Origin of the sequence: Endozoicomonas sp. OPT23 (assembly GCF_009653635.1) — a bacterium.
Classification (GTDB): domain Bacteria; phylum Pseudomonadota; class Gammaproteobacteria; order Pseudomonadales; family Endozoicomonadaceae; genus Endozoicomonas_A.
The window spans coordinates 359,239-381,023 of record NZ_PPFD01000005.1 but is presented as its reverse complement, the minus strand read 5'-3'; the positions used below and the strand labels follow the sequence as shown (position 1 = coordinate 381,023).

At 45.3% G+C, this 21,785-nt stretch carries 20 protein-coding genes and 1 pseudogene; 16 read left to right on the top strand and 5 right to left on the bottom strand.

The window, feature by feature from the left end; translation table 11 throughout:
• The first annotated feature begins 12 nt into the window (after window positions 1-12).
• From EOPP23_RS13335 to EOPP23_RS13320, 4 genes are all read left to right on the top strand, one after another.
• The gene (locus EOPP23_RS13335; RefSeq protein ID WP_153766484.1) at window positions 13-1,128 is read left to right on the top strand and encodes an acyl-CoA dehydrogenase family protein; all 1,116 of its coding nucleotides are present in this window, start codon (window positions 13-15) and stop codon (window positions 1,126-1,128) included.
• Between the two features lie 461 nt (window positions 1,129-1,589).
• The gene (locus EOPP23_RS13330) at window positions 1,590-2,492 is read left to right on the top strand and encodes a hypothetical protein (protein WP_153766483.1); all 903 of its coding nucleotides are present in this window, start codon (window positions 1,590-1,592) and stop codon (window positions 2,490-2,492) included.
• Window positions 2,493-2,761: 269 nt separating this feature from the next.
• On the top strand, window positions 2,762-2,920 hold the full coding sequence (locus tag EOPP23_RS21810; RefSeq protein ID WP_153766482.1) for a hypothetical protein: 159 nt from the start codon (window positions 2,762-2,764) through the stop codon (window positions 2,918-2,920).
• A 66-nt stretch (window positions 2,921-2,986) separates the two neighbouring features.
• Window positions 2,987-3,358 (top strand): thiol-disulfide oxidoreductase DCC family protein, encoded by a 372-nt coding sequence (locus EOPP23_RS13320; protein WP_153766481.1) that lies wholly within the window; start codon window positions 2,987-2,989, stop codon window positions 3,356-3,358.
• A 5-nt stretch (window positions 3,359-3,363) separates the two neighbouring features.
• On the opposite strand, the gene EOPP23_RS13315 is transcribed toward EOPP23_RS13320, so the two are convergent.
• Window positions 3,364-4,446, bottom strand: a complete 1,083-nt coding sequence (locus tag EOPP23_RS13315; RefSeq protein WP_153766480.1) for a hypothetical protein — start codon at window positions 4,444-4,446, stop codon at window positions 3,364-3,366.
• Between the two features lie 548 nt (window positions 4,447-4,994).
• Here EOPP23_RS13315 and EOPP23_RS13310 point away from each other — a divergent pair.
• A complete protein-coding gene (locus tag EOPP23_RS13310; protein WP_153766479.1) occupies window positions 4,995-6,023 on the top strand; it encodes a hypothetical protein in 1,029 nt (342 codons plus the stop codon).
• Between the two features lie 76 nt (window positions 6,024-6,099).
• On the opposite strand, the gene EOPP23_RS13305 is transcribed toward EOPP23_RS13310, so the two are convergent.
• Entirely contained in the window at window positions 6,100-6,702 is a 603-nt protein-coding gene (locus tag EOPP23_RS13305) for a TetR/AcrR family transcriptional regulator (RefSeq protein WP_153766478.1), read from the bottom strand.
• Window positions 6,703-7,039: 337 nt separating this feature from the next.
• Between EOPP23_RS13305 and cysD the strand changes: the two genes are divergently transcribed.
• The 7 genes and pseudogenes from cysD (at window position 7,040) to EOPP23_RS13270 (ending at window position 13,879) form a co-directional block, all read left to right on the top strand.
• The gene (gene cysD, locus EOPP23_RS13300; protein ID WP_153766477.1) at window positions 7,040-7,951 is read left to right on the top strand and encodes a sulfate adenylyltransferase subunit CysD; all 912 of its coding nucleotides are present in this window, start codon (window positions 7,040-7,042) and stop codon (window positions 7,949-7,951) included.
• Entirely contained in the window at window positions 7,951-9,855 is a 1,905-nt protein-coding gene (gene cysN / locus EOPP23_RS13295; protein WP_153766476.1) for a sulfate adenylyltransferase subunit CysN, read from the top strand. Before cysD ends, cysN begins: the two co-directional genes overlap by 1 nt.
• A 185-nt stretch (window positions 9,856-10,040) precedes the next feature.
• Complete coding sequence (locus EOPP23_RS13290; protein WP_153766475.1) at window positions 10,041-11,000, top strand: DHH family phosphoesterase; 960 nt, start codon at window positions 10,041-10,043, stop codon at window positions 10,998-11,000.
• A 197-nt stretch (window positions 11,001-11,197) separates the two neighbouring features.
• A complete protein-coding gene (locus EOPP23_RS13285; protein WP_153766474.1) occupies window positions 11,198-12,250 on the top strand; it encodes a hypothetical protein in 1,053 nt (350 codons plus the stop codon).
• 256 nt (window positions 12,251-12,506) lie between these two features.
• On the top strand, window positions 12,507-12,881 hold the full coding sequence (locus EOPP23_RS21805; RefSeq protein ID WP_370514764.1) for a hypothetical protein: 375 nt from the start codon (window positions 12,507-12,509) through the stop codon (window positions 12,879-12,881).
• 21 nt (window positions 12,882-12,902) lie between these two features.
• A pseudogene (locus EOPP23_RS21800) lies at window positions 12,903-13,154 on the top strand (hypothetical protein); the annotation flags it as partial.
• Between the two features lie 50 nt (window positions 13,155-13,204).
• Window positions 13,205-13,879, top strand: a complete 675-nt coding sequence (locus EOPP23_RS13270; protein WP_153766471.1) for a hypothetical protein — start codon at window positions 13,205-13,207, stop codon at window positions 13,877-13,879.
• Window positions 13,880-13,971: 92 nt separating this feature from the next.
• Here the strand turns inward: EOPP23_RS13270 and EOPP23_RS13265 are convergent, their stop codons facing one another.
• From EOPP23_RS13265 to EOPP23_RS13255, 3 genes are all read right to left on the bottom strand, one after another.
• On the bottom strand, window positions 13,972-14,412 hold the full coding sequence (locus tag EOPP23_RS13265; RefSeq protein ID WP_153766470.1) for an SRPBCC domain-containing protein: 441 nt from the start codon (window positions 14,410-14,412) through the stop codon (window positions 13,972-13,974).
• Between the two features lie 187 nt (window positions 14,413-14,599).
• Window positions 14,600-15,784: a sulfotransferase gene (locus EOPP23_RS13260; RefSeq protein ID WP_153766469.1), complete on the bottom strand. Its 1,185-nt coding sequence runs from the start codon at window positions 15,782-15,784 to the stop codon at window positions 14,600-14,602.
• A 106-nt stretch (window positions 15,785-15,890) separates the two neighbouring features.
• The gene (locus tag EOPP23_RS13255; RefSeq protein WP_153766468.1) at window positions 15,891-17,006 is read right to left on the bottom strand and encodes a DUF1214 domain-containing protein; all 1,116 of its coding nucleotides are present in this window, start codon (window positions 17,004-17,006) and stop codon (window positions 15,891-15,893) included.
• Between the two features lie 199 nt (window positions 17,007-17,205).
• On the opposite strand from EOPP23_RS13255, the gene EOPP23_RS13250 reads away from it, so the two are divergent.
• The 4 genes from EOPP23_RS13250 (at window position 17,206) to EOPP23_RS13235 (ending at window position 21,784) form a co-directional block, all read left to right on the top strand.
• Window positions 17,206-18,351, top strand: coding sequence for a hypothetical protein (locus tag EOPP23_RS13250; RefSeq protein ID WP_153766467.1), 1,146 nt, complete (start codon window positions 17,206-17,208; stop codon window positions 18,349-18,351).
• A 152-nt stretch (window positions 18,352-18,503) separates the two neighbouring features.
• Complete coding sequence (locus EOPP23_RS13245; protein WP_153766466.1) at window positions 18,504-19,670, top strand: acyl-CoA dehydrogenase family protein; 1,167 nt, start codon at window positions 18,504-18,506, stop codon at window positions 19,668-19,670.
• Window positions 19,671-19,700: 30 nt separating this feature from the next.
• Complete coding sequence (locus EOPP23_RS13240; protein ID WP_153766465.1) at window positions 19,701-20,891, top strand: acyl-CoA dehydrogenase family protein; 1,191 nt, start codon at window positions 19,701-19,703, stop codon at window positions 20,889-20,891.
• A 110-nt stretch (window positions 20,892-21,001) separates the two neighbouring features.
• Window positions 21,002-21,784, top strand: coding sequence for an SDR family oxidoreductase (locus tag EOPP23_RS13235; protein ID WP_153766464.1), 783 nt, complete (start codon window positions 21,002-21,004; stop codon window positions 21,782-21,784).
• Window position 21,785: the final 1 nt, after the last annotated feature.

Below are 21,785 nucleotides of genomic sequence, written 5' to 3'. Positions count from 1 at the left end.
GAGAATTGAATAATGGACTTTTCGTTTAACGACACTCAGCAGGATGTGCAGAAGCTGACTCGACAGATTCTCAGTGAGCTCTCAACACCGGATAGGCTGAATCAGATTGATCAGCAGGTAGACCGGTTCGATGAATCGCTCTGGCAGCAACTGGCAACCTCAGGGTTGCTGGGTGTAGCTATTGATGAGCGGTATGGCGGAATGGGTTTTGGCTTTACCGAACTGTGCCTGCTTATAGAGGAGGTTGGTCGTACAGTAGCCGCTCTTCCGGTCATTCCCGTGTTAGTCAGTGCTGCCTTACCTATACAGAAGTATGGTTCTAACGAGCAAAAAGAGAGGTTGCTGACAGGTCTGGTAAAGGGTGAAACATTCATTACCGCTGCGCTCTCGGAAGCTATGTCAGAGTTTCCTGGTGCGCCTGAAGTCATGGCTGTTGTTACTGAAAGTGACTATTTACTTACGGGCACAAAGATAGCCGTTCCTTTTGCGGATAAAGCTGAGTGCATTCTGATTACGGCGGATACCGTTGATGGTATTGGATTGTTTCTGGTTAATCCGAAAGCAAAAGGCGTGGTGCTTACACGACAAAGATCGACAACTAATGAACCCTGGTTTGAACTGACAATGAATGATGTCAGTGTGGCAGCTGAAGATGTTTTAGTGACGGGCTCTGAAGCTGTTGAAGTTGCAGACTGGATCAGTGAGCGAACGATGGCGGCCAGTTGTGTCATGCAGGTGGGTGTTGTCGATGAAATGACTCGTATGACAGCCAGTTATACCTGCGAGCGGGTGCAGTTTAATGCGCCCATCGGTTCATTTCAGGCCGTACAGCATAGAGCTGCAGATTGTCTTATTGACTCAACCTGCCTGAAGTTGACAGCTTATCAGGCTGTCTCTCTGCTGGACGAAGACAGTGAAGCAACGGCTGAGGTTCTTATTGCCAAGATATGGGCGGGCGACGCCGGTCATAGAGTCAGTTATGCCGCACAGCACCTGCACGGTGGTATGGGCATCGACAAGGATTACCACCTCTGGCGCTATTGCCTTTGGGCAAGGCAGCTGGAAATGTCACTTGGGAATTCAGCATCTCATTTGTCAGCATTAGGGGAGAGAATCGCTAGAGAATAAGAGTGGTCTGATTGATTGTTGAAAAAGTTATAATCCTGATACCGATTACGAGTCTAAACAACTCTTGTCCTCCTCAGTTGTATGAAACGATTATTTCCATTGAAGAGTGCAAGTACAAGATTATCAGGTGGTTTCTGATTCGGTGCAGATCAGGTTTAAGTGCCCGGACATACGAAATCATAAGCTATATCCCCGCCGGTGGCGGGGATATAGCAATTTAATATTCGATTACGTGTGTCTACACACTTATGTTTGATCTGGCTAATAAGAAAGCCATAGAACAACAGAGAAGAGAGCAGCAGAAAAGAAAACAGCAACGAGTGTACTGAACCCCTCCTTTTGATGAAACCCGATCCATTTCTATTTCAAGTTATAAGTGAATGTTTATATAAGATTATCTTGAACTTTCAATAGAAGTGAAAGTCAGAGCAAAGGTAAATAAACAAATAGGATAAATAAAAATGTTGAAGCTTTCATTTCGATTTCTTGCCAAAGGTTGTCTTTTGACCGCGTTAGCCTTACCTGCTTTTGCTGATAATAACGAAAGTAAGGAATGTGATTGGGATATTCGTACCTGTGTATTGTTTGGTATTGATAGAGCTGTGGAGAATGTCCTGGATCAAACCGAGCATAACCAAAACTATGTCAGGTCTAGAAAATACAATGAGTTTTCACTTTATAGGGAATCCAAAGGCCCACAGAAAATGCTCTTTCTAGGCCATGTGAAGGATAATGATAAAGAAAAAGTTCTTGCTGAGCTGGAGGGTATTTCTAAACAGGCTATTGGGTGGAGTAATTTATCTGGTTGGGCAGTACGCCCGGGTTTAGTCGATTTCGCTTCTGATTACTTCAAAATTATGAAGAAGGATTTTTCCAGAGCACTGCTGGAAGAATTTATTACTTTGGTTGCCCTTATGCAGCATCATGGGAAGTCCATTGCTATGAATGCAGACGGTGAGCCTCGGTTCTTCGAGAGTGTCAATGGCGGCCCTTTGTATTCAGAAAGTACTGTTGTCGTAATGTCAGCTGATGAATCCGGTTACAGTTTCAGTCGTTATTGGACGAGTATGCATTGGATGACCCACGTTTCCCAGAACCCTGAGATTGAAGAAGCAAGGCAGCGCTACTGGAGGGAAGGCAATCCTTATCCGGAATTCTCCAGTGATATAGCTGTTATGTATGATAACGGTGGTTTTACAGAATCAATGTCTTCTCGCAGTTTTCATCAGGATGGGCACTATTTGTTTCTGGACGGCAAACCTGGCCACTGGTCTGTGAATTTCCGTAGCAGTGACCGCCGGGAGTTTGATCAGGATGTGGTCAATAACAGGAGGCTTGAAACGAGGACTTATTCTTTCGAGTAAAGTTCGGAGAGTCTGAAGTGAAGTTCCTGATACCAGGAGCTTCAGAGTGCTGACAAAGTCTTCGTATTCTCCGAGGACTTTGTATAATTGAATACAGCATGTATTCGGTCCCCCAAACCCAGTCTGTCCTTGAATTTGTCTCCATTGAGGAGCTTGTTCCAAAGGACCATATTCTTCGTAAAATCGATAAAATTACTGATTATCAGTTTTATGCCCCCTCCCGTTGAGAACCTCTCATGCACTGATAGTCGGCCTCTCCCGATCCAGCCATGATGTTTAACATTCTTATCCTTGGTTATCTAATGGGTGTTCGAAGTGAGCGACAGTTAATCATAGACACTCAAGTTAATTCAGTTAAGCAGAAGGGAGCTTGTTGTAGACTTAGGGAAGTTAGCGAATATTCTGGTTCAGAAAGCAAACAATCTTAAAAGCTGGGATAACGTTACGGTAGTCGTTGTTGCCATTGCTAACCTGTTGCCTGGGGAGAAACATACATGAAAATCACCGTTTACTACGATGGCCTTTGTCCGCTTTGCACAAGAGAAGTTGCCAAGTGGCGCAAGGCCGCTTTCGACTGCGAAATGGAGTGGCTGGATATTACTGATAATGATGAACTGCTTATTTCCCATGGAATAGATCCTGACAAAGCACTACTGGAACTTCATACCAGAACGAGTGATGGCGTAATCAGAACCAGTATCGAAAGCTATTCTCTGATGTTAAAGCACCTTCCCCGGTGGAAGGTATTTGGTTGGGTAATGGGTTTATATGGCGTCAGGCATTTTTTGAAATGGGTGTATGACTGGTTAACCAGAGTTCGTCTTAAGAAAGAAGGGCGGTTGCCAATAGATAGCTGTCGCCGCTGACCTTCTCACTTGCCAGAAAAAACCGTGCACTCTGAAATTATCGGCTCTCCCGTTGAATAAAGTTCACTTACCTTAAGGTCAATGTATAGTTCCCTGGCGTCAGTCAGGTTGCTGCCAATTTGAGAGCATTCGGACAAAGGAAAAGAGCTTCCTTTTGTTAACGTTATGCTTGTTGATTCCAGATTGTCGGGTTTTTTATCCATAAAAAAAGTAAGAGCACCATTGTATTTTAAAGGTGTTTCCTCCAGATTACTGCTGATCATATGAATCCCACGGATGCTGCCGTCAGACAGCCATCGGGAAACTGCCGGTTCGGTGGCATCCAGTTTTATTCGAGTGGCTATTTCCGGGGTATGCATTTTGCAAGCAGAGGCTGTATTTTTGTTGCAGTAAAAATATTGGCTTCCTATTTTTATGTCTTTCCAGGCAGATGCCGGGTTGCCTTCTTCTAGTCCATAAGCAAATACGGGTGAAGTATAGCTAAGAAGTGATTCATTTTTATCCCACATTTCATGTAGGCTAGAGTCATAAATATACTCATGCTCATCAATGTATTTCACTTTTTCATCCTCCATTTTTTTTAGTTGGCTGGCCGCTAGTGCTGCCTCTTTGGAGTCAAGAGAATTATCTATAAGTTTTTTATACAGTACTGATATTTTATGATCATACCGGGCTGTGAGTTCTTCTTTGTAGAGTGAGCTTGTTTTTTCATTATTATTAAGTAAATTGTGTATATCTGTGATTTTAAAATTCCAGGGACTTAAGAACATATAATGAATATCATCCTCACTCTCATAGTAATAGTATTCACATGTTATGTTGAACTCTTCGAATGACTCTATGGTATTTTTTTCGATCAGAGCCTTTTCAAAAAATATTTTTCTTTCAGGGTTTGAGGGGATATTAATAAAGGGCATAGGAGATCTAAATTTCTCCCAATATTCTGGAGCGCCTTTTTTTAGAGGAGCTTCCCAGGTATTCATATCATGATTAAAAAAGATATCTTCTGGCTCAGGGCAGGCAAAAACACCAGCTAGTGATTTTAATGGAATAAGTAATGCGAAACATAAATGTATATTTTTTTTCATTATGTCGGTACCGGAAAATCTAAATAATAATCCCTGCAGTAAATATAAATCCCTGTGAATTTGTATAATCAAATGTAGATGGGGAAAAATAAATTATCAATTGTATGTATTTATTAGTTTCAGGCTGATTGAAATGATATTCACTTTTAATGACTGGCGCTGACTGAACGTTAGGCTATCTACGAACAAATTCTATAGTAAAATACGGCAAATACTCCAGAATTAAGGAGTAGCCTGCCATACTGGTTTTGATTACTCTAATGACAGTCTTTAAGTGGAACTGGTTGCTCCGTGTAGAAACATATCGCTGAACTGATTCAATACTGCTTCCAGATCAATTTCCGGCTCAGAGTGGTACCACTTGGAAGCAGAAGACAGTAGACGGTAGATTTATATAAGCCTTTGCAGAAATAGGAACGCATATATAGATATTTTTTTATATAAAAATATTTTTAATTATAGCCGTGCACTAATTTTTTGAAAATCAAATGAACTTAATGTTGTATTTATAATCTATTGGTGAACCTTGCTTTTAAGAAGATGTAGAAATGAAAGATAGAAAAAAACTGCTTGTTTCTTTTGCGTTAATATTTTCAAACTTCTGCTGGTCAGACACTTATCACTGTCCTCCACCTGAAACGCTGACATTTAATGAAGATACCATGATCTGGGAAGCTCCATTAGTGAAAGGAATGCCTACTTTTTGGGGTAAGTATAGAGAATTCAGGTTTGAATCTGAAAAACGAGATAATATCAGATTTCCTTCTATTTACTCAGAGTACACAAGTAAGAATTTTTTTAGCTCCGAGATTGTATTCAAAAATAACCTTGCTGAGAACTCTATGACATCTATGGAATGTACATATCTCATAGGCTCTAATGAAACGATAAGTCTTACTCCTGAAAGATCCATAATCAAGCTTCCGAATGAGCGAAGAATGAAGCAATACTTCGCTGAAGATAATAACATGATACGTTCAGAGATGGGGCCTGCGTTTGAGCATGTAAGTGAGCAGGAAGCGCTCCGTTTTCTTCGAAAGACAGAGAGCTATTTAGATGCATATGCGTTCAGGGGTGCTTTTGTATTACCTGTCTCTCCTGCAGCTGCAAGCCCTGATCAATTGGGCTGGAAAGAAAGCCCGTGGGGGGTTTTCGCTGACAGTGGTAAAAAATACACTTGCACGAAGTCTTACAGAGAATGTATTGGCTATGTGAACAGTGTCAGTATTCGTGTAAGGCTGGTACCGAGCGATGCGCTGAAATATGGGGCAGAGGAAGACTACAAGCAGCTTGATGATATTCTTCACTTTGAGTCCCGTGATGGTGGCGTGCTTAGTACAATGCAGGTAGGCAATTATTTTCTGATGGGCAGAAGTGGGCCACAGTTATCTCGTTCGAAACTGGTGCTGAATAAAACTGGGGTAGCCCTCTCTCTGGAGGATTGCGAGCAGATAAATAAGGAGGCAGTAATTGCCTGGGCGAAAAAGAGGCATTATCTGGATGTTGAAATTGACCTCGACAACAACCTTGAGAGTTCAGTACCAAAAATAAACAGTTGCTATATATACTCTGAGTGAAGGGATGATTTTGTTGACCAGCACTTGATCGATCAGTGCTGGTTTGTGTCAACTGTTATTTTGCTTTTGTTAATCGTTATTTGATAGCCCCGTTAAGAAACATTTCACTGAACTGATTCAATACTGCAGCAAGATCAATAGTTGGCTCCGAGTGATACCACTTGGAAGCAGAAGATAATAGCCCAGTGTATGCTCGCACAGAAATCAGAATATCAAGCTCTGCTTTAATCTCACCCTTTTCCTGCCCTGTTCTGAAAATATCCATCAGCATCAGATGATAGTTGTGGGATTGCTCTCGAACCTTGCCTCGTCGCTCCAGCGGAATTGATTTACGGTCATTATTAAAGACAACTATATAGTCACCATTCTCTCGCAGAGACTTCAGGGAGAACTGGGTAATTGCCTTAATGTTTTCAGCAAAAGAAAGTTCTTTGCTGATCAGTTCGGCAAGAAAGTTAGCCTGCTCAGTAATGCCCATCAGACAAACTGCTTCAAGGGCTGCTTCCTTGGACTTGAAGTAGTAATAGAGGCTGCCCTGTTTGATGTTCAGCTTGTGGGCAATATCGGTGGTGCCACAGCCGTGGTAGCTCTTTTCGGCAAAGACTGCAGCGGCGGCATCCACTGCTGCTTTATAGCGCTGATCATACTTTGATTTCTTCTCGGATTTTTTTTCGGCCACGATATTATCCAGTAAAAACAGTCGCTTGCTTTAATTTTTTTAGTGCCAGGTACAGCATTGAATGCTGATTATATCGTCAGTCTGAGGCTCTCTGTCAAAGGACTTCTCAAATATATTCTATAGATTTATAGAAAAAGTTTGCAATTTTTCAATAAAGTTATAGAATTTCTTTAAGTCTATAGAATTATAAAAAGATATAGATGTACTTTTCAGGTTTCCCGCTGATGTCAGAGCAGTAGTTGTTACAAAGCAAAAGAGTAGCGGGAATGATAAATAAGAAGAACAAGTGCAGTGATTGCTTGAAACAAGCATGACTTGCCCTGAGGGGTGAACAACTATGCCAACAAAGAAGAGTTTGACCCATCTTGAACGACTGGAAGCAGAAAGCATCCATATCATTCGGGAGGTGGCCGCCGAGAGCCAGAACCCTGTGATGCTTTACTCCGTCGGTAAAGACTCCGCAGTACTGCTGCATCTGGTAATGAAGGCTTTCTATCCTTCCAAGCCACCATTCCCGGTGATGCACGTAGACACTACCTGGAAATTCCGTGAAATGATCGAGTTCCGCGACAAGATGATTGATGATCTTGGTCTGGATATGATCGTTCATATTAATCAGGAAGGTGTAGAGCAGGGTGTCGGTCCTTTCACTCACGGTTCCGCTGTTCACACCGACATCATGAAAACCCAGGCTCTGAAGCAGGCTCTGAACAAATACAAGTTCGATGCAGCCTTTGGTGGCGCCCGTCGTGACGAAGAAAAGTCTCGTGCCAAAGAACGTATCTTCTCCTTCCGTGACAAGAACCACCGCTGGGATCCAAAGAGCCAGCGTCCGGAACTGTGGAGAACCTACAACAACCGTATTCATAAAGACGAAAGCATGCGTGTCTTCCCAATGTCCAACTGGACTGAGCTGGACGTATGGCAGTACATCCATCAGGAAGAAATCCCAATAGTCCCTCTCTACAAGTCCAAGGAACGTCCGGTTGTTGAACGTGACGGAGCCCTGATCATGGTAGACGACGATCGTTTCGAAATGCAGGAAGGTGAAAAGGTAGAAATGAAGAAAGTACGTTTCCGTACTCTCGGCTGCTACCCGCTGACCGGTGCGGTTGAATCCGATGCTGAAACACTGCCTGAGATCATTCAGGAAATGCTGTTGACGACGACGTCTGAGCGTCAGGGTCGTGTGATCGACAACGACCACGGTGCTTCTATGGAACAGAAGAAACAAGAGGGGTACTTCTAATGGCTCACGCATCTGATCTGATTGAAAGCGATATCGAAGCCTACCTGCACGAGCAGGAACACAAGAGCTTCATGCGTCTGATTACCTGCGGCAGTGTAGACGACGGTAAGAGTACCCTGATTGGTCGTCTGCTGTACGATTCCAAAATGATCTTTGAAGATCAGCTGGCCGCTATTGAAAATGACAGCAAGAAAGTCGGTACCACTGGCGACAACATCGATCTGGCTTTGCTGGTGGATGGTCTGGCAGCAGAACGTGAGCAGGGCATCACCATCGATGTTGCTTATCGCTTCTTCTCTACTGACAAGCGTAAGTTCATCATTGCTGATACTCCGGGGCACGAGCAGTACACCCGTAACATGGCGACTGGTGCTTCCACCGCTGACCTGGCGATTGTAATGATCGATGGTCGTAAAGGTGTGCTGACCCAGACTAAACGTCACAGCTACATTGTTTCCCTTCTGGGTATTCGCCACATTGTTCTGTGCATCAACAAGATGGACCTGGTCGACTACTCTCAGGAACAGTTTGAGAGCATTAAGAAAGACTACCTCGAGTTCTCCAAGGATTTGGGCTTTGCTGATATCACAGCGATTCCTGTATCGGCTCTGGAAGGTGAGAACATTCTGCATAACTCGGAACTTATGCCATGGCATAAAGGCCCTAGCCTGATGCAGCACCTTGAAGCGGTTGATGTGACCGCTGAAAACACGGCGATGGACTTCCGTATGCCGGTTCAGTGGGTTAACCGTCCGAACCTGGACTTCCGTGGTTTCTCCGGAACCGTTGCGGCGGGTCAGGTGCATGTAGGTGATGAGATCGTAGCTCTGCCAAGTGGCAAGACCAGTAAGGTCAAGAGCATCGTAACCTACGACGGTGATCTGGATCATGCGATCTGCGAGCAGGCCGTAACCATTACCCTGGAAGATGAAATCGACATCTCCCGTGGCGACCATCTGGCTGCAGCTAAAGCACGCCCGGAAGTCACCAGTAACCTGTCCGTCGATCTGTTGTGGATGGATGAGCATGAAATGACTCAGAATCGTCCATACCTGATTCGTTTCGAAAACCAGACCGTGCCAGGCAGTGTGACTACCATCAACTACAAGGTTGATGTGAACACTCTTAAAGAGCGTGAAGCGGAAGTACTGACGCTGAACGAAGTGGCACGCTGTGAATTGGCTCTGACCGAAAACATTGCCTTCGACCCTTACGAACAGACCCGCAGCATGGGTTGCTTCGTTATCGTTGATCGCATCAGCAACAAGACCGTTGGCGCGGGTATGCTTCGCCACAGTCTGGACAATGCTTCCAACGTTCATTGGCATGCTCTGGACATCGATCAGAAGTCCCGTGCAACCCAGAAAGAGCAGAAGCCTGCGGTATTGTGGTTTACGGGTCTGTCCGGTTCCGGCAAGTCGACTATTGCCAACCTGGTTGAGAAGAAACTGTACTCTCGCGGTAATCACACCTACACACTGGACGGCGACAATGTACGTCACGGTCTGAACAAGGATCTGGGCTTTACCGAAGAAGATCGTGTAGAGAATATCCGTCGTATCAGTGAAGTGGCTAACCTGATGGCTGACGCTGGTCTGATCACCCTGAGCTGCTTTATCTCACCGTTCAGACAGGATCGTGCCCATGCCCGTGAGCTTTGTGGCGCTAACAACTTCGTCGAGATCTTTATTGATACTGATCTGGAAGAGTGTGAGAAGCGTGATCCGAAAGGTCTGTACGCCAAGGCTCGTAAAGGTGAAATCAAGAACTTCACCGGTCTGGACAGCCCTTATGAAGCCCCTGAAAAACCAGAGCTTCATGTGAAAACCGCTGAGCAGTCTCCTGAGAAGGTAGCAGAAATGATCGTTAACTATCTGGATCGTGAAGGGTATCTGACTCCCTGAATGAGTGCTCGAAAAGAGCCTGATGGTTAAACGGTAGTAATACTTGCTTGACTGCAAGACCAGCCCGGCATTGGCTTAAAGAGACGATGCCGGGTTTTTGGTTTTAGAACAAAGTAAAAGACTAATAAATAGTTGATTACGTGTATCTGCACAGTAATAAGAAGAGTGGATAGCGGGAGTTAAATATGGCTGATTATGATGTGTTTAATGGCGATGCTGATGGCATCTGTGCTCTGGTTCAGTTGAGAAATCATGACTATCGTGACTCATCACTGATTACTGGTGTTAAGCGTGATATTGCTTTGTTGGACAGAGTTGCGGCAAAAGCAGGCGACAGAGTGACTGTGCTTGATGTGTCCATGGATAAGAATAAAGACGGTCTGGCCAATACATTGGAAGCTGGTGCTGATGTCTTTTATGTTGATCATCATTTCCCGGGCGATATTCCTCAGCATCCAAAGCTGAATGCCATTATCAATGAAGCCGCTGATACCTGTACCAGCATTCTGGTGAATACCCATTTAAAAGGTGCTTTTGCAGGTTGGGCTGTAACCGGTGCGTTTGGCGATAACATGAAGAAAAGCGCAACGGCTCTGGCGAAGAATCTGGATATCTCAGCAGATGATCTGCAGCTGCTGGAAAACCTCGGTATCTATATCAACTACAATGGCTATGGTTCCAACCTGGATGATCTTCATTTCAGACCGGACGAGTTGTTTAAAAAGGTTCTGCCTTACGCCAACCCTCTGGATTTTATCAAGGGTGGTAATGTTGACTTCCAGAAGCTGGAAACCGGTTATCAGGAAGACATGAATTCTGCGCAAGTCACTAAACCAGAAGTAGCTACTGATAACAGTGCTGTTTATATCCTGCCAAATCAGCCATGGGCTCGCCGTGTCAGCGGTGTCTTTGGTAACGATCTGGCGAATCAATACCCTGACCGTGCCCACGGAGTTGTTACGGAAAAGGCTAACGGCAACTATCTGGTCAGTGTTCGTGCGCCACTGTCCAATAAGCAGGGAGCAGTTGACCTTTGTCGTCAATTCCCTACAGGTGGTGGTCGTGCAGCAGCGGCGGGTATTAATGATCTGCCAGCGGATATGCTGAAAGATTTTATTGAAAAGCTGGACAAGAGCTACAGCTAAAAAAGTTGAGTCTCAATGACGTGATCAATATTGATCACGTCATTGAATAAAGTCCAAAAACAAAATATTAATACTTTTTTTATTTTCCGCTGTATAAGTTTTGTTAAAAATATTGCTGTTTAAGCCGTTGTTGTTTTAAATGAATCTGCTGGTCTTTATTTGAAACCTAGCTACCTTGAAGTGTTATGTTCAACTGCATGCTGGTAGCAATTAAAATGGTGTCCCGGTTACTTCTTACCTTCCCGCTTTTAATTCTTGTGACTGATGTTTTTTCAGCTAACTACACCTGCCCGAAATCTGATGCTGTTCATTACAATGAGAAAGAGGACCGCTGGGAAGCTGTTTTGACAGAGGGGATGCCAAAAAGCTGGGGGAAAATGATCAGCAAAAACAGTGCTGTGGGTGTTTTAGACACAAAGTCAGAGGCAGTTACAAAGCCGGAGGTAAAATTTATAGCAGCATCAATATCTCGTATCAGTTTTAAATATACAGATTATTTTATTGTTAAGTGCGATTATCATAAAACATATGATTCATGGGAGGCTGATAAGTTTATAAGCTTATTTCCAGAGAAAGTATCACTCCGTAAAGACTTTGAAAAAACGAATAATAACAAACCTTCATGGAATGATCTTGCAGACCAGGCACTTGTTGATGAGGGGGGGCGGTGGCATGAATTTCTCCATTTTGAAGATGAAGGAGTGAATGAAAACGAACTGTATAACTTACAGAAGAAAGTCGTGACTATGCCGATTCAGGCAAAAAATCCTGTTGGACAAAAGAATTGGCAGTATGGCGGTTCAGAGCAGGGTGGGTGTTATCAGAGTTTATGTTTTGGTATCTCCGTAGGCTCTGTTGCAGGTGATGTAGAACGGTGTCCGATGTACTCGCCTGATATCTCTTTTCGCATAAGCCCATTAGAGCCTGGCGTACGTTTATGCGAATTGGATGCGATAAAATCAAGCTTGTCTGTCTCTACAGATTCAGAGCTTGAGGGGGAGCAGGTAAACCCTTATGGGGGAGCATACTTTGCTGCTGAATCATTAGAAGGTAATTATCGTCATGGTGGTTTTAATGCTTCGCTGGAGAGTTCATTAACAGGAATAAAAGTTCATCTTGATCATTGCTACAAGAACTTATACACAAGTGGTGACTATGCTGTTTTTGATATTGAAACCACTTTTATAAATGGAGAGGAAGGGTATCCTTTGGGTGACTCCAGAGTTGAGATTGGTTGTTTTGGTTATTAATAAGCACATTGTGTGAGAGGCTGTTTGAAAAGTATCTGTCCTACTGCGGTCACAGTAAATTGGTCTAAAAATGTGGTTTTGTTCGTCAAATAGCCAGCTATTCTCCTCTCAAAACCGCATTTTTATCCTCAATTTCCTGCAATCCTCGCTACGGACGATACTTGTCAAACAGCCTCTGAGGCAGTGGTAATTCGAGTGGACTTAATGCTCCACTCGCTTAAGCTTCGCCAACGTCGTTGATCAACTTCATCAGCCAGTGGCTGCGACCTATATTGCTGGTTTCAATTTGGTGGAAATTCACTGTGCCCACGGCTACGGCATTAATCAGTGGTTGTCGGCACTGACGAATCAGAGAAACGATCAGTACGGTGGCAGTCTCGAAAATCGTAGCCGTTTATTGCTGGAAATCGTTCAGGGCATTCGAGAGAAGGTTCCGGGTATTGGCATAATGACCCGCATTCCGGGGCAGGACCTGTATCCGGAAGGACTTAGCCATAAAGATATGAAGCAGGTCGCCGGCTGGCTGGTTGATGCAGGTGTATCGATTCTGGATATATCGTCTGGAATGGGGGGCTGGAACCGTCCGAAGGAGCGTCGCGGAGAAGGTTATCTGGTCGAAGAAGCTGAGTAGTTTTGTGGTCAGTTTAATGCGCCAGTGATTGGTGTTGGAGGAATCAAATCGGTTCAATATATTGAAGAGTCTCTTCAACAAGGTCGTTTTAATCTTGTAGCGGTTGGCAGGGCAATTCTTGAAAACCCTGGGCTGTTTGCAAAAAAAAATGGTGGCTTGAAAACTGGAGGCAAGCGGCTGGCTTCATTTAATAAAATTAAGATACATTTTTTGATTCTGATTTGTCTTCCTTTTTTGAAGTTGTTAGCTAGCTCTTTTTTAAATAAGAGCTAGTTTGATAATACTCTTTAATAAATACATGAACAGTATTGGAGATAGGTAGAATGCGAAAATTAATTCTCTTTTTATTATTTACAGGATATTCTTTTTATTCTCCCGCTGATACATATACCTGTCCACTTGCTGAAGATGTTTTTTTTGATGAGGAATCCAGTCGGTGGAGTGCTGAGCTTGTAGAAGATATGCCCGAGCATTGGGGTAAATTGATAAGTACACAGGAAAAAGATCAAGCTAAAGCTCTTGAGTTAGATACTGATGATGCGCTGCAATTTGTCATGGCAACGATTCGTGGTTTTATTACCCCGATTGGTGTGGCTGAGATGCCTGGTTGTAAGTATCAATTTTTAAATGACGGCAGTACGGTCCAGCTCAATCCTCTCAACTTTTTTCAAGGTGTAGACAATCCTAATTGGAATCTACCAAATGTTGCTCTTATGAAGAGTAGCTTGGAAGGATTGGTTTACTATGCCAGCCCTCTGTATGATGAGTTTGATACGGCGGTTTCATCATTATCTGCTATGGGCGGCGAGGTTGAAGCAGTAAGTCAGCATTTAAAAAGTAGTTCGGTAACGGCATCTGGGGGAGAGAATGCTAAATGGAGGAGCAGAGATGAGACTGTTGAATGTTCCATGCATGTCTTATGTCGCTTTTCAATCTGCCTTGTTAAAGGGCTGGCAAAAGGCAGTGATGTGAATTATTGCCCTTTTGAGTCGCCCTGAGTTGAATTTAGAACGTTGAAATCAGAGATTGCATTGCTTTATGGAAGTAGTTGCAGTATTTCCATAAAGCTCACGATAAAGCATCAATGCTTTCAGGCTTGTTCTTCTGAAAATGATTTCAAACCATAAGCACATTCATTAAACCCTGCTTCAACCAAAGCTCCGTATTTAGCCAGCATAGGTTCTACGTTAGTACCGCTGAACCGGTCCACGGAAAGGTAGCTACAACTATTACCGTCAACTTTTTCCAGAGTCTGGGTCCTATGACCATCGGAAATACCATTTATTTCAGTGCGCCATGAGAGTGATTTGTAAGGTTTGACCTCAGTCACATACTCGGTCTGATCTGTCATATATTCACCCAGCTTCACTTTCATTACGATTGGAGAACCTATCTCCAGTGTACTTTTAGCCTCAGGGCAGAAAGGGTTCCACTTATGGTACTCCTCGAGATTTACCAGAATATCCCAGACCAGTTCCACCGGTGCATTTATCACAATTTCATCAGAGTAAACGGCGTCTTTTGTAATCATTATTATTGAGCCTTTCTTTTCTAGACGGATGAATTAATTGAGAGGAGGTGTTCAGGTTGTTATTTCAAAGGCCATGGATTGGCCTGCTAGCGAATCTGGGCAGGAAGCCCAGTTGAGCGGAAACAACAACCTGAATACCGGGGTTATAACAAGAATGAAACACCCCCCCAAACCAGATCAAAGAAACTTAATCGCTGATCGGCCAGTTACCATCGTTATAATAGAAAGCAAACCGGTCACGAATCATCTGTTCTGTCATGCCGTAGCTTTCCAGATCATAGCTGTGCTTGCCGTATTTCCCTTTAGGATTGGCATCCACATAAGCCTGCATGGCTGCACGACCTTCGTCGGTGACTTTAAGACCAAACTGCTGTTTGATCTTTTCAACCATGGCCATTGGATCATCAACAAACTCCTGCTGGGAGCAGTCAATAAAACGATTGGCAGGAAGTTTGGCACGAGCAGCAAGGCCTCGCTCCAGTGAGGTGGCATACCAGTCCATATAGTGAGGGCCAAGTTCTTTCATGCTGTGAACACAGCTGTCGCCAGCGTATAAATCGATAACCACTTTCGCCATGCTGGTGATGGAAGGTACAACAGACAGTGGGTTGCGATGGCACCAAACAAATTTAGCGCCCGGAAATACCTTGGCAATGGCGTCTATTCCCCACATATGGGAAGGAGCTTTAAACATCCACTGTTGGCCAGGGTTACGCCAGCTGATCATCTTCATCAGCTTCATCTGGTAGTGGTACATGTCTTCCAGATCCTGCTTCTTCACCCAGCTGCAGTAAGGCTCAAGTGCTCCTTCAAAGCCCAGCTGTGCGCCACTGAAATACAGTGCGTGAAGCATTACGCACTCTTCTGGCAGGTCGGCTTCAACAAAGTGAATCTTGGCAAAGCTGTCGGTACGGGTGGATTCCAGCTTTTCTTTCAGGGCCAGGTAGCGAGGGTCTTCATCGCCCTGTTTGCTGCCAGGCCAGATATCAGGAAGCTGCATTTCCCACTGCATAGGTGTTCGGTTTTCAGGCGCCTGAGACAGAACGTTCATCAGCGCTGAGGTTCCTGAACGTGGCAGACCGGTGATAAAAATCGGGTTCTCGATCTTCTCGTTTTCGATCTCAGGGTAACGTTTGAAGGCTTCTTCACAGCGAAGACGGGTGTTCAGCATTTTCAGAACACGGTTACGGCACTTCTTACGATCAGTGTACGCAGTGAAGTTCTTGTCATAAGTTTCAAGAAGAACTTCCAGACCTTCGCGGAAAGGGCTGCTGCCAAAGTCTTTCAGGCCGGTACGTTCCATGGCCATTTTGATCAGCACATCGGCATCAAAAACGATCTGCTCCTGAGCTTGTTCCTGTTCGGCGATCATGCCCTACACCTTTGTATTTGTTATTCATTGCCTGAACCTGATAGGAGTTCAGACATTCGTTATAGACGTGCTCTTCTACTCAATGAGACTTTGCTCAACAGAGTCGTTACTTGCAGAGCATTTTTAAGTCTTCAAGCTTCATTACTCTGGCGTTTACCAGAGGGTTTGATTCGGCCTTGATCCAGCGCCAGCACATGGTGCCAATATTGTGTCCTGCTGTTTCTACCCAGTTAGGTACGCCCGGGTCTGTATGGGAGACAACAACCCGTACACTGCCGTCTTCTTCGTAGTGAGCAGTATGCTTGTTGATATGAATGGTATGGTTGCTGTAGTCCAGAGACTCCATCCACCAGTTATCCAGCTGGAAATTCCAGGTCTGGCATTCCGGTACAACGGGGGCGTCAATCACATAGACTTCGTCGTCAGCCAGCTGCCAGGCACTGTGGAAATAGAAGATGTTCGGATCACCACCGATCTTCTGGCAGTAAGCTTGATCGGCAGCAGGCAGTTCATTCATGATGGGCAGGAAGGATTCAGCCCAGTCTTCAAACATCTGGGAAGTGCCGCGTACAAAACGGGCAGCACCTTTCAATCCACGATCCAGCTTCTCGGCGCTGAATGGCGTTGGTCGTGCAGTATCGGAATCCAGTCGTTCAATCTTCAGATCGGCCTGTTTTTCGTTAATGCGATCCTGAAAGGTCTGACGAACATTGATTGAATTGGTTTCTTCGGTCATGGGCAGCCAGTTACCGGCCTGCTCTCTCTGGCTGATAATGATTTCAAAAGAACCGTTTTCGTTAATATCCAGCTCTCGGGAATCAAGAAAGCCGGTGGTTTCCATGGTGCCGTCTTTGGAGTAACGGTTGGCTACGGTGCTGATGCCCAGATAGTCGACGGTGCCACGAGTGCCAACGACCTTATAGTCGTACTGTGGGTCAATGATAGCGCCTTCATAACGATTGTCCGGATTGTCGGCACCCATTTTGATGGTTTCATGGGTACCGTTACGCAGAACCGGGAAAGCTGGGTCACGAAACTCGATGCAGCTTTCCAGACCGGCACGCAACAGGCGAGTAAGGTAGCGGTAACCTTCTGCCTGATTGAAAGCATCCTTGGGCGCTTTCTCGCTTTGAATTACCTTGCCAGCCTCTTTCAGGGCGTCGCAAAACTCTTCCCAGGCGGTACCGTCCTGTACCCTTTGCTCTGAATTAAACTCTTTCATTTTATTATTTTCCCGAGCCTGTTCAGCAGCCACAGACTGCTTGATTTCAGCTTCTTTTATACCTCCAGACTTGTAAAATATGAATCGTCTGTTCGAACGATAGTGGTGGTGGCTAAGAGCCAGATTTAAGCAGGATATATAACAAAACTTATGAGTTTGATGGGCTAAAATTGATTCACGCTCGTACGATGTGACTGTAATGCTGAATCATAGTTATCTGCGTTATTTGCCTTGCCTGCTGCTCTTGACTGTCAATGAATATGTCTGTGGCCAATCGCCTGCCACTGTTTATTGTCTTGAGGTGAGGATAGGTCAGGATGAACATTTCCAGTGTTTAGAACCCAGTTATACGGAAGAAGACAGTGTTTTAACGGTTTCTACTTTGCATGGAGATCAGGTGATTTCATACACTATCAGTGCAGTCGGGGCTCAAGATGATCAGAGGGCAGAAAGTCACCTGACTCATGAGCTCACAGTTGACAATGTTAGTATTTCTGTAGCTGATATTTATTCGAGCATTGTTCAACAAATGAGCCCTGATACAGGAGAAGTAAATGATACAGGAGGTGGTTTTCCCCCGTTATTGCCTGACTCGGTTTTGAGCTGGTTGCCCGGGCAATATCTGACATTGTACGGTGGCTCAGTAGTACCTCTAGGGGCTGGATATTTTGTATATCCTGTCTTTTATGTTTCGTCCGTTATAGCTTCAGAAGAGGGAAGTCTTCAACTAGAACTTGGAGATTCAGTTTCGCATGGAGGTATGAGTAGTGGTCATATGACCATACGTCAGAATGGAGCTGTTGATATTCATGGCCACACTGTTACTAGTACCTTAGGCACAGTGCCTCTGGAAGTTAAAGGACATGTAGTTACAACTCCTCCGATATTTTCCAGTCAGATCTCGCAACAGTCATCAGATGAAGATCCTGGGCAAATAGTTATAGCAATGCAGGGTGGCTTACCACAAGCTGACGGAGGGGGAGATACTGAACGAGAAGCTGCCGTAGATATTACAGAGGATATTATAACGGACCGTCTAACTATAACTGATGAAGCTCAGCTAAGGTCGCGACGAGATGATGACGAAGATCCTGATGCAGATGGTGAAGCAGGTGGGTTTGTGGCAATTCAGGAAAGTAACTCAGCTAATTCGCAAGGAACATCATCCGGTACAGAGGGAAAACAGGTGAACAGTTCAGATAATGGTCAAACGAAAAACGATCAGAGAGAGAAGAATGCGAGTGTTTCAAATGATGTTTTTGATGAGAAAAAAGGGGTGAAGAAAGCAGTAAAGCCCATTAATTATTATCCCGCTCCAGAAAGTTCACTACCTATGCTTCAATAATCGATTAAAGCAAAAGTATCAGAGATGTCTCAATAATCTAAAGCAGTTTAATCGTCCACTCGAACGATTCCCCCGCATCCTAATCAAGCGAAAGTGTGGCCCAATAGGCGGACCCTACCGCCATCAATAAATTGCTTTGAAGAGGTGCGGGGATGGAATTCGCTTTCACCGAAGAGCAGGAGATGATTCGGGATTCCGCCGAAAGTTTCCTGCAGGATGTTTCTACGTCGGAAGCTGTCAGAACTGCTATGGCCACAGAAGAAGGCTTTGATGCAGAACTGTGGCAGAAGATCTGTTCTGACATGTACTGGCAGGCGCTGCATATTCCCGAGGAATTCGGCGGTCTGGGGCTGGGTTATGTCGAACTGGCTGTCCTGTTTGAAGAGATGGGCCGACGCCTGCTCTGTTCTCCTTTCTTTTCTACTGTTGCATTGGGTGTCAATGCCCTGCTGGTTGCGGGTAATGAAGAGCAAAAGGCGCAGTGGTTACCGCAAATTGCTGAAGGCAATCTGACCGCGACGCTGGCCTATACCGCTAAAAACAGTTGGGATGCAGACAGTATTACCGCCGTCGCTAAAAAAGAAGGCGAAGGCTTCGTACTTTCCGGACAGTACAAGTATGTCCCTGATGGCCATACAGCAGGACTGCTTATCGTTGCAGCTCGTGACGAGAACAGTTCTGGTGAAGAGAGCATCAGCCTCTTTGTTCTGCCAGCAAATACCGCAGGCGTGAGTCGTACATGGACACCCACCATGGACCAGACTCGCAAGCAGGCAGAAGTTACCCTCGATAATGTTTTTGTTGAATCCTCCAATCTATTAGGTGTGGCTGGCAAGGCCTGGTCACAGCTTGAGCAAGTCACTCAGTTGGCTGTTATTGCAGTAGCGGCTGAACAGGCTGGTGGCGCCAGACAGATATTAGACCTGACAGTGGATTACACCCAGGAACGGGTGCAGTTTGGTCGTACTATTGCCAGCTTTCAGGCCATTAAACACCGTGCTGCCGATATGATGGTGCAGGTTGAATGTTCAAAATCTGCTGTTTATTACGCCGCCTGTGTTGCTCAGGAATCTTTGTTCTGCAACGACAAAGCAGGTGAACAGGTGGCTGAAGAATTGCCGGTTGCTGCTGCCCTTGCCAAGTCCTATTGCTCTGATGCCTATTTCCACTGTGCGGCGGAAGCCATTCAGTTACACGGCGGCGTTGGTTTTACCTGGGAATACGATCCCCATCTTTACTTTAAGCGTGCAAAGTCGTCAGAGACCTTCCTGGGCAATGGCGCTTATCACCGTGAAAAGATCGCTCAGGCAATTCTTTAAGGCTTCAGGAGAAGGAACAGGAGAAGAATTATGAAAATCAGTTTCAGCCCTGAAGACGAGCAGTTTCGACAGGAAATTGCCGGTTGGCTTAAGGACAACCTCAAAGGTGAGTTTGAAGAATTGCGTCACCGTGGTGGTCCGGGTGATGAACATATGTTTCCTGAAGAACGAAAGATCTGGGAACAACATATGGCTCAGGCAGGTTGGACTTGTCCTGGCTGGCCGGTAGAGCACGGTGGTAAAGGTTTATCCATCAACCAGCAGGTTATTTTCCACGAGGAATACGCCCGTGCTGGTGGCCCGGGTCATATGGGACATATTGGTGAGGGTCTTGCAGGTCCGACCATTATTGCCTTTGGTACTGAAGAGCAAAAGAAACGCTTTCTGCCGGGTATTGTTGATGGCACTGAATACTGGTGTCAAGGCTATTCAGAGCCCAGTGCCGGTTCTGATTTAGCCAATGTGAAGACCAAGGCTCACTTTGATGAAGCCTCTGGCAAGTGGGTGATCAGTGGTCAGAAGGTCTGGACATCACTGGCTCACGAATCCGACTGGTGCTTTGTTATTGCCCGCACCGAACCAGGCAGTCAGGGGCATAAAGGTCTGGCGTTCCTGCTGGTGCCCATGAAGCAGGAAGGTGTTGAAGTTCGTCCTATCGAACAGCTGACCGGTACTTCCGAGTTTAACGAAGTCTTCTTCGATAATGCGGTAACTGACGCTGACAACATTGTTGGCAAACCTGGAGAAGGCTGGAAAATTGCCATGGCGTTGCTGGGCTTTGAGCGTGGTGTTTCTACCCTGGGTCAGCAGATGCACTTCCAGAATGAACTGGATGAGATTATTAAAGTTGCCAAAGAGAATGGCAGCTCTGAAGAACCAGCCATACGACAGCGTATTGCTGATGCCTGGATGGGGCTGCGTATCATGCGCTACAACTCTCTGCGTATGTTGTCTGGTGGTGCAGATGGCTCTCTGCAGAAAGAAGCCATGATCTACAAGCTCTATTGGGCTACCTGGCACGCCAACCTTGGCAAGCTGGCCATGGACGTGCTGGGTAATGAGTCGGAAATTCTCGATGAAGGTCCATACGAGTTGAACCGGCTCCAGTCTATGTATCTGTTCACCCGTTCCGACACCATTTACGGCGGCACCAATGAGATTCAACGCAATATCATTGCTGAACGAGCGCTGGGAATGCCGAAGGAACCGAAAGGCAGATAGCTTTTTATACAAGAGCTATTGAAAAACAATTTCGTAGGTTGGGTTAAGCGAAGCGAAACCCAACAACTCTTTCAAAGAATAAAAAGAAGTACACAGGGGAGTGAAACTCAATGCTGATTCCCGAATACGTCAAAGGGCATAACCTGCTCGAAGGCAAGTCAGTGCTTATTACTGCTGCAGCTGGTGCAGGTATCGGTTTTTCTGCTGCCGTAAAAGCTGCTGAAGAAGGCTGTCGTGCGCTGATGATCAGTGACATTCATGAAGGCCGTCTTCAGGAAGCTGTCGCTAAGATCAAGGAACAGACAGGTATCGAGAATGTTTTCTATCAGGTGTGTAATGTCACCGTAGAAGACGACGTTCAGACACTGATTGATGTTGCTGAAGAAAAGCTCGGTGGTGTTGATGTCCTGATTAACAACGCAGGCCTTGGTGGCTCAAAACTGCTGATTGAAATGGAAGATGCCGAGTGGAATCGTGTACTCGACGTTACCCTTACCGGCACCATGCGTATGACGCGTGCCATGCTGCCAAAAATGATGGAACGCAAAGCCGGAGCCATTGTTAATAATGCTTCGGTATTGGGTTGGAGAGCACAGAAAGAGCAGGCGCACTATGCAGCTGCAAAAGCGGGTGTTATGGCTCTGACTCGCTGTGCTGCAGTGGAAGCGGCTGAATACGGTATTCGTATCAATGCGGTCAGCCCAAGTATTGCTCTGCACGACTTCCTGAGAAAGTCTGCGCCACAGGAACTGCTGGATCAGCTGGCTTCCAAAGAAGCTTTTGGTCGTGCGGCAGAGGTCTGGGAAATTGCCAATATCATGATGTTCCTGGCCAGTGATTACAGCTCTTATATGGCCGGTGAAATTATCTCTGCCAGCAGTCAGAGGGCGTAAG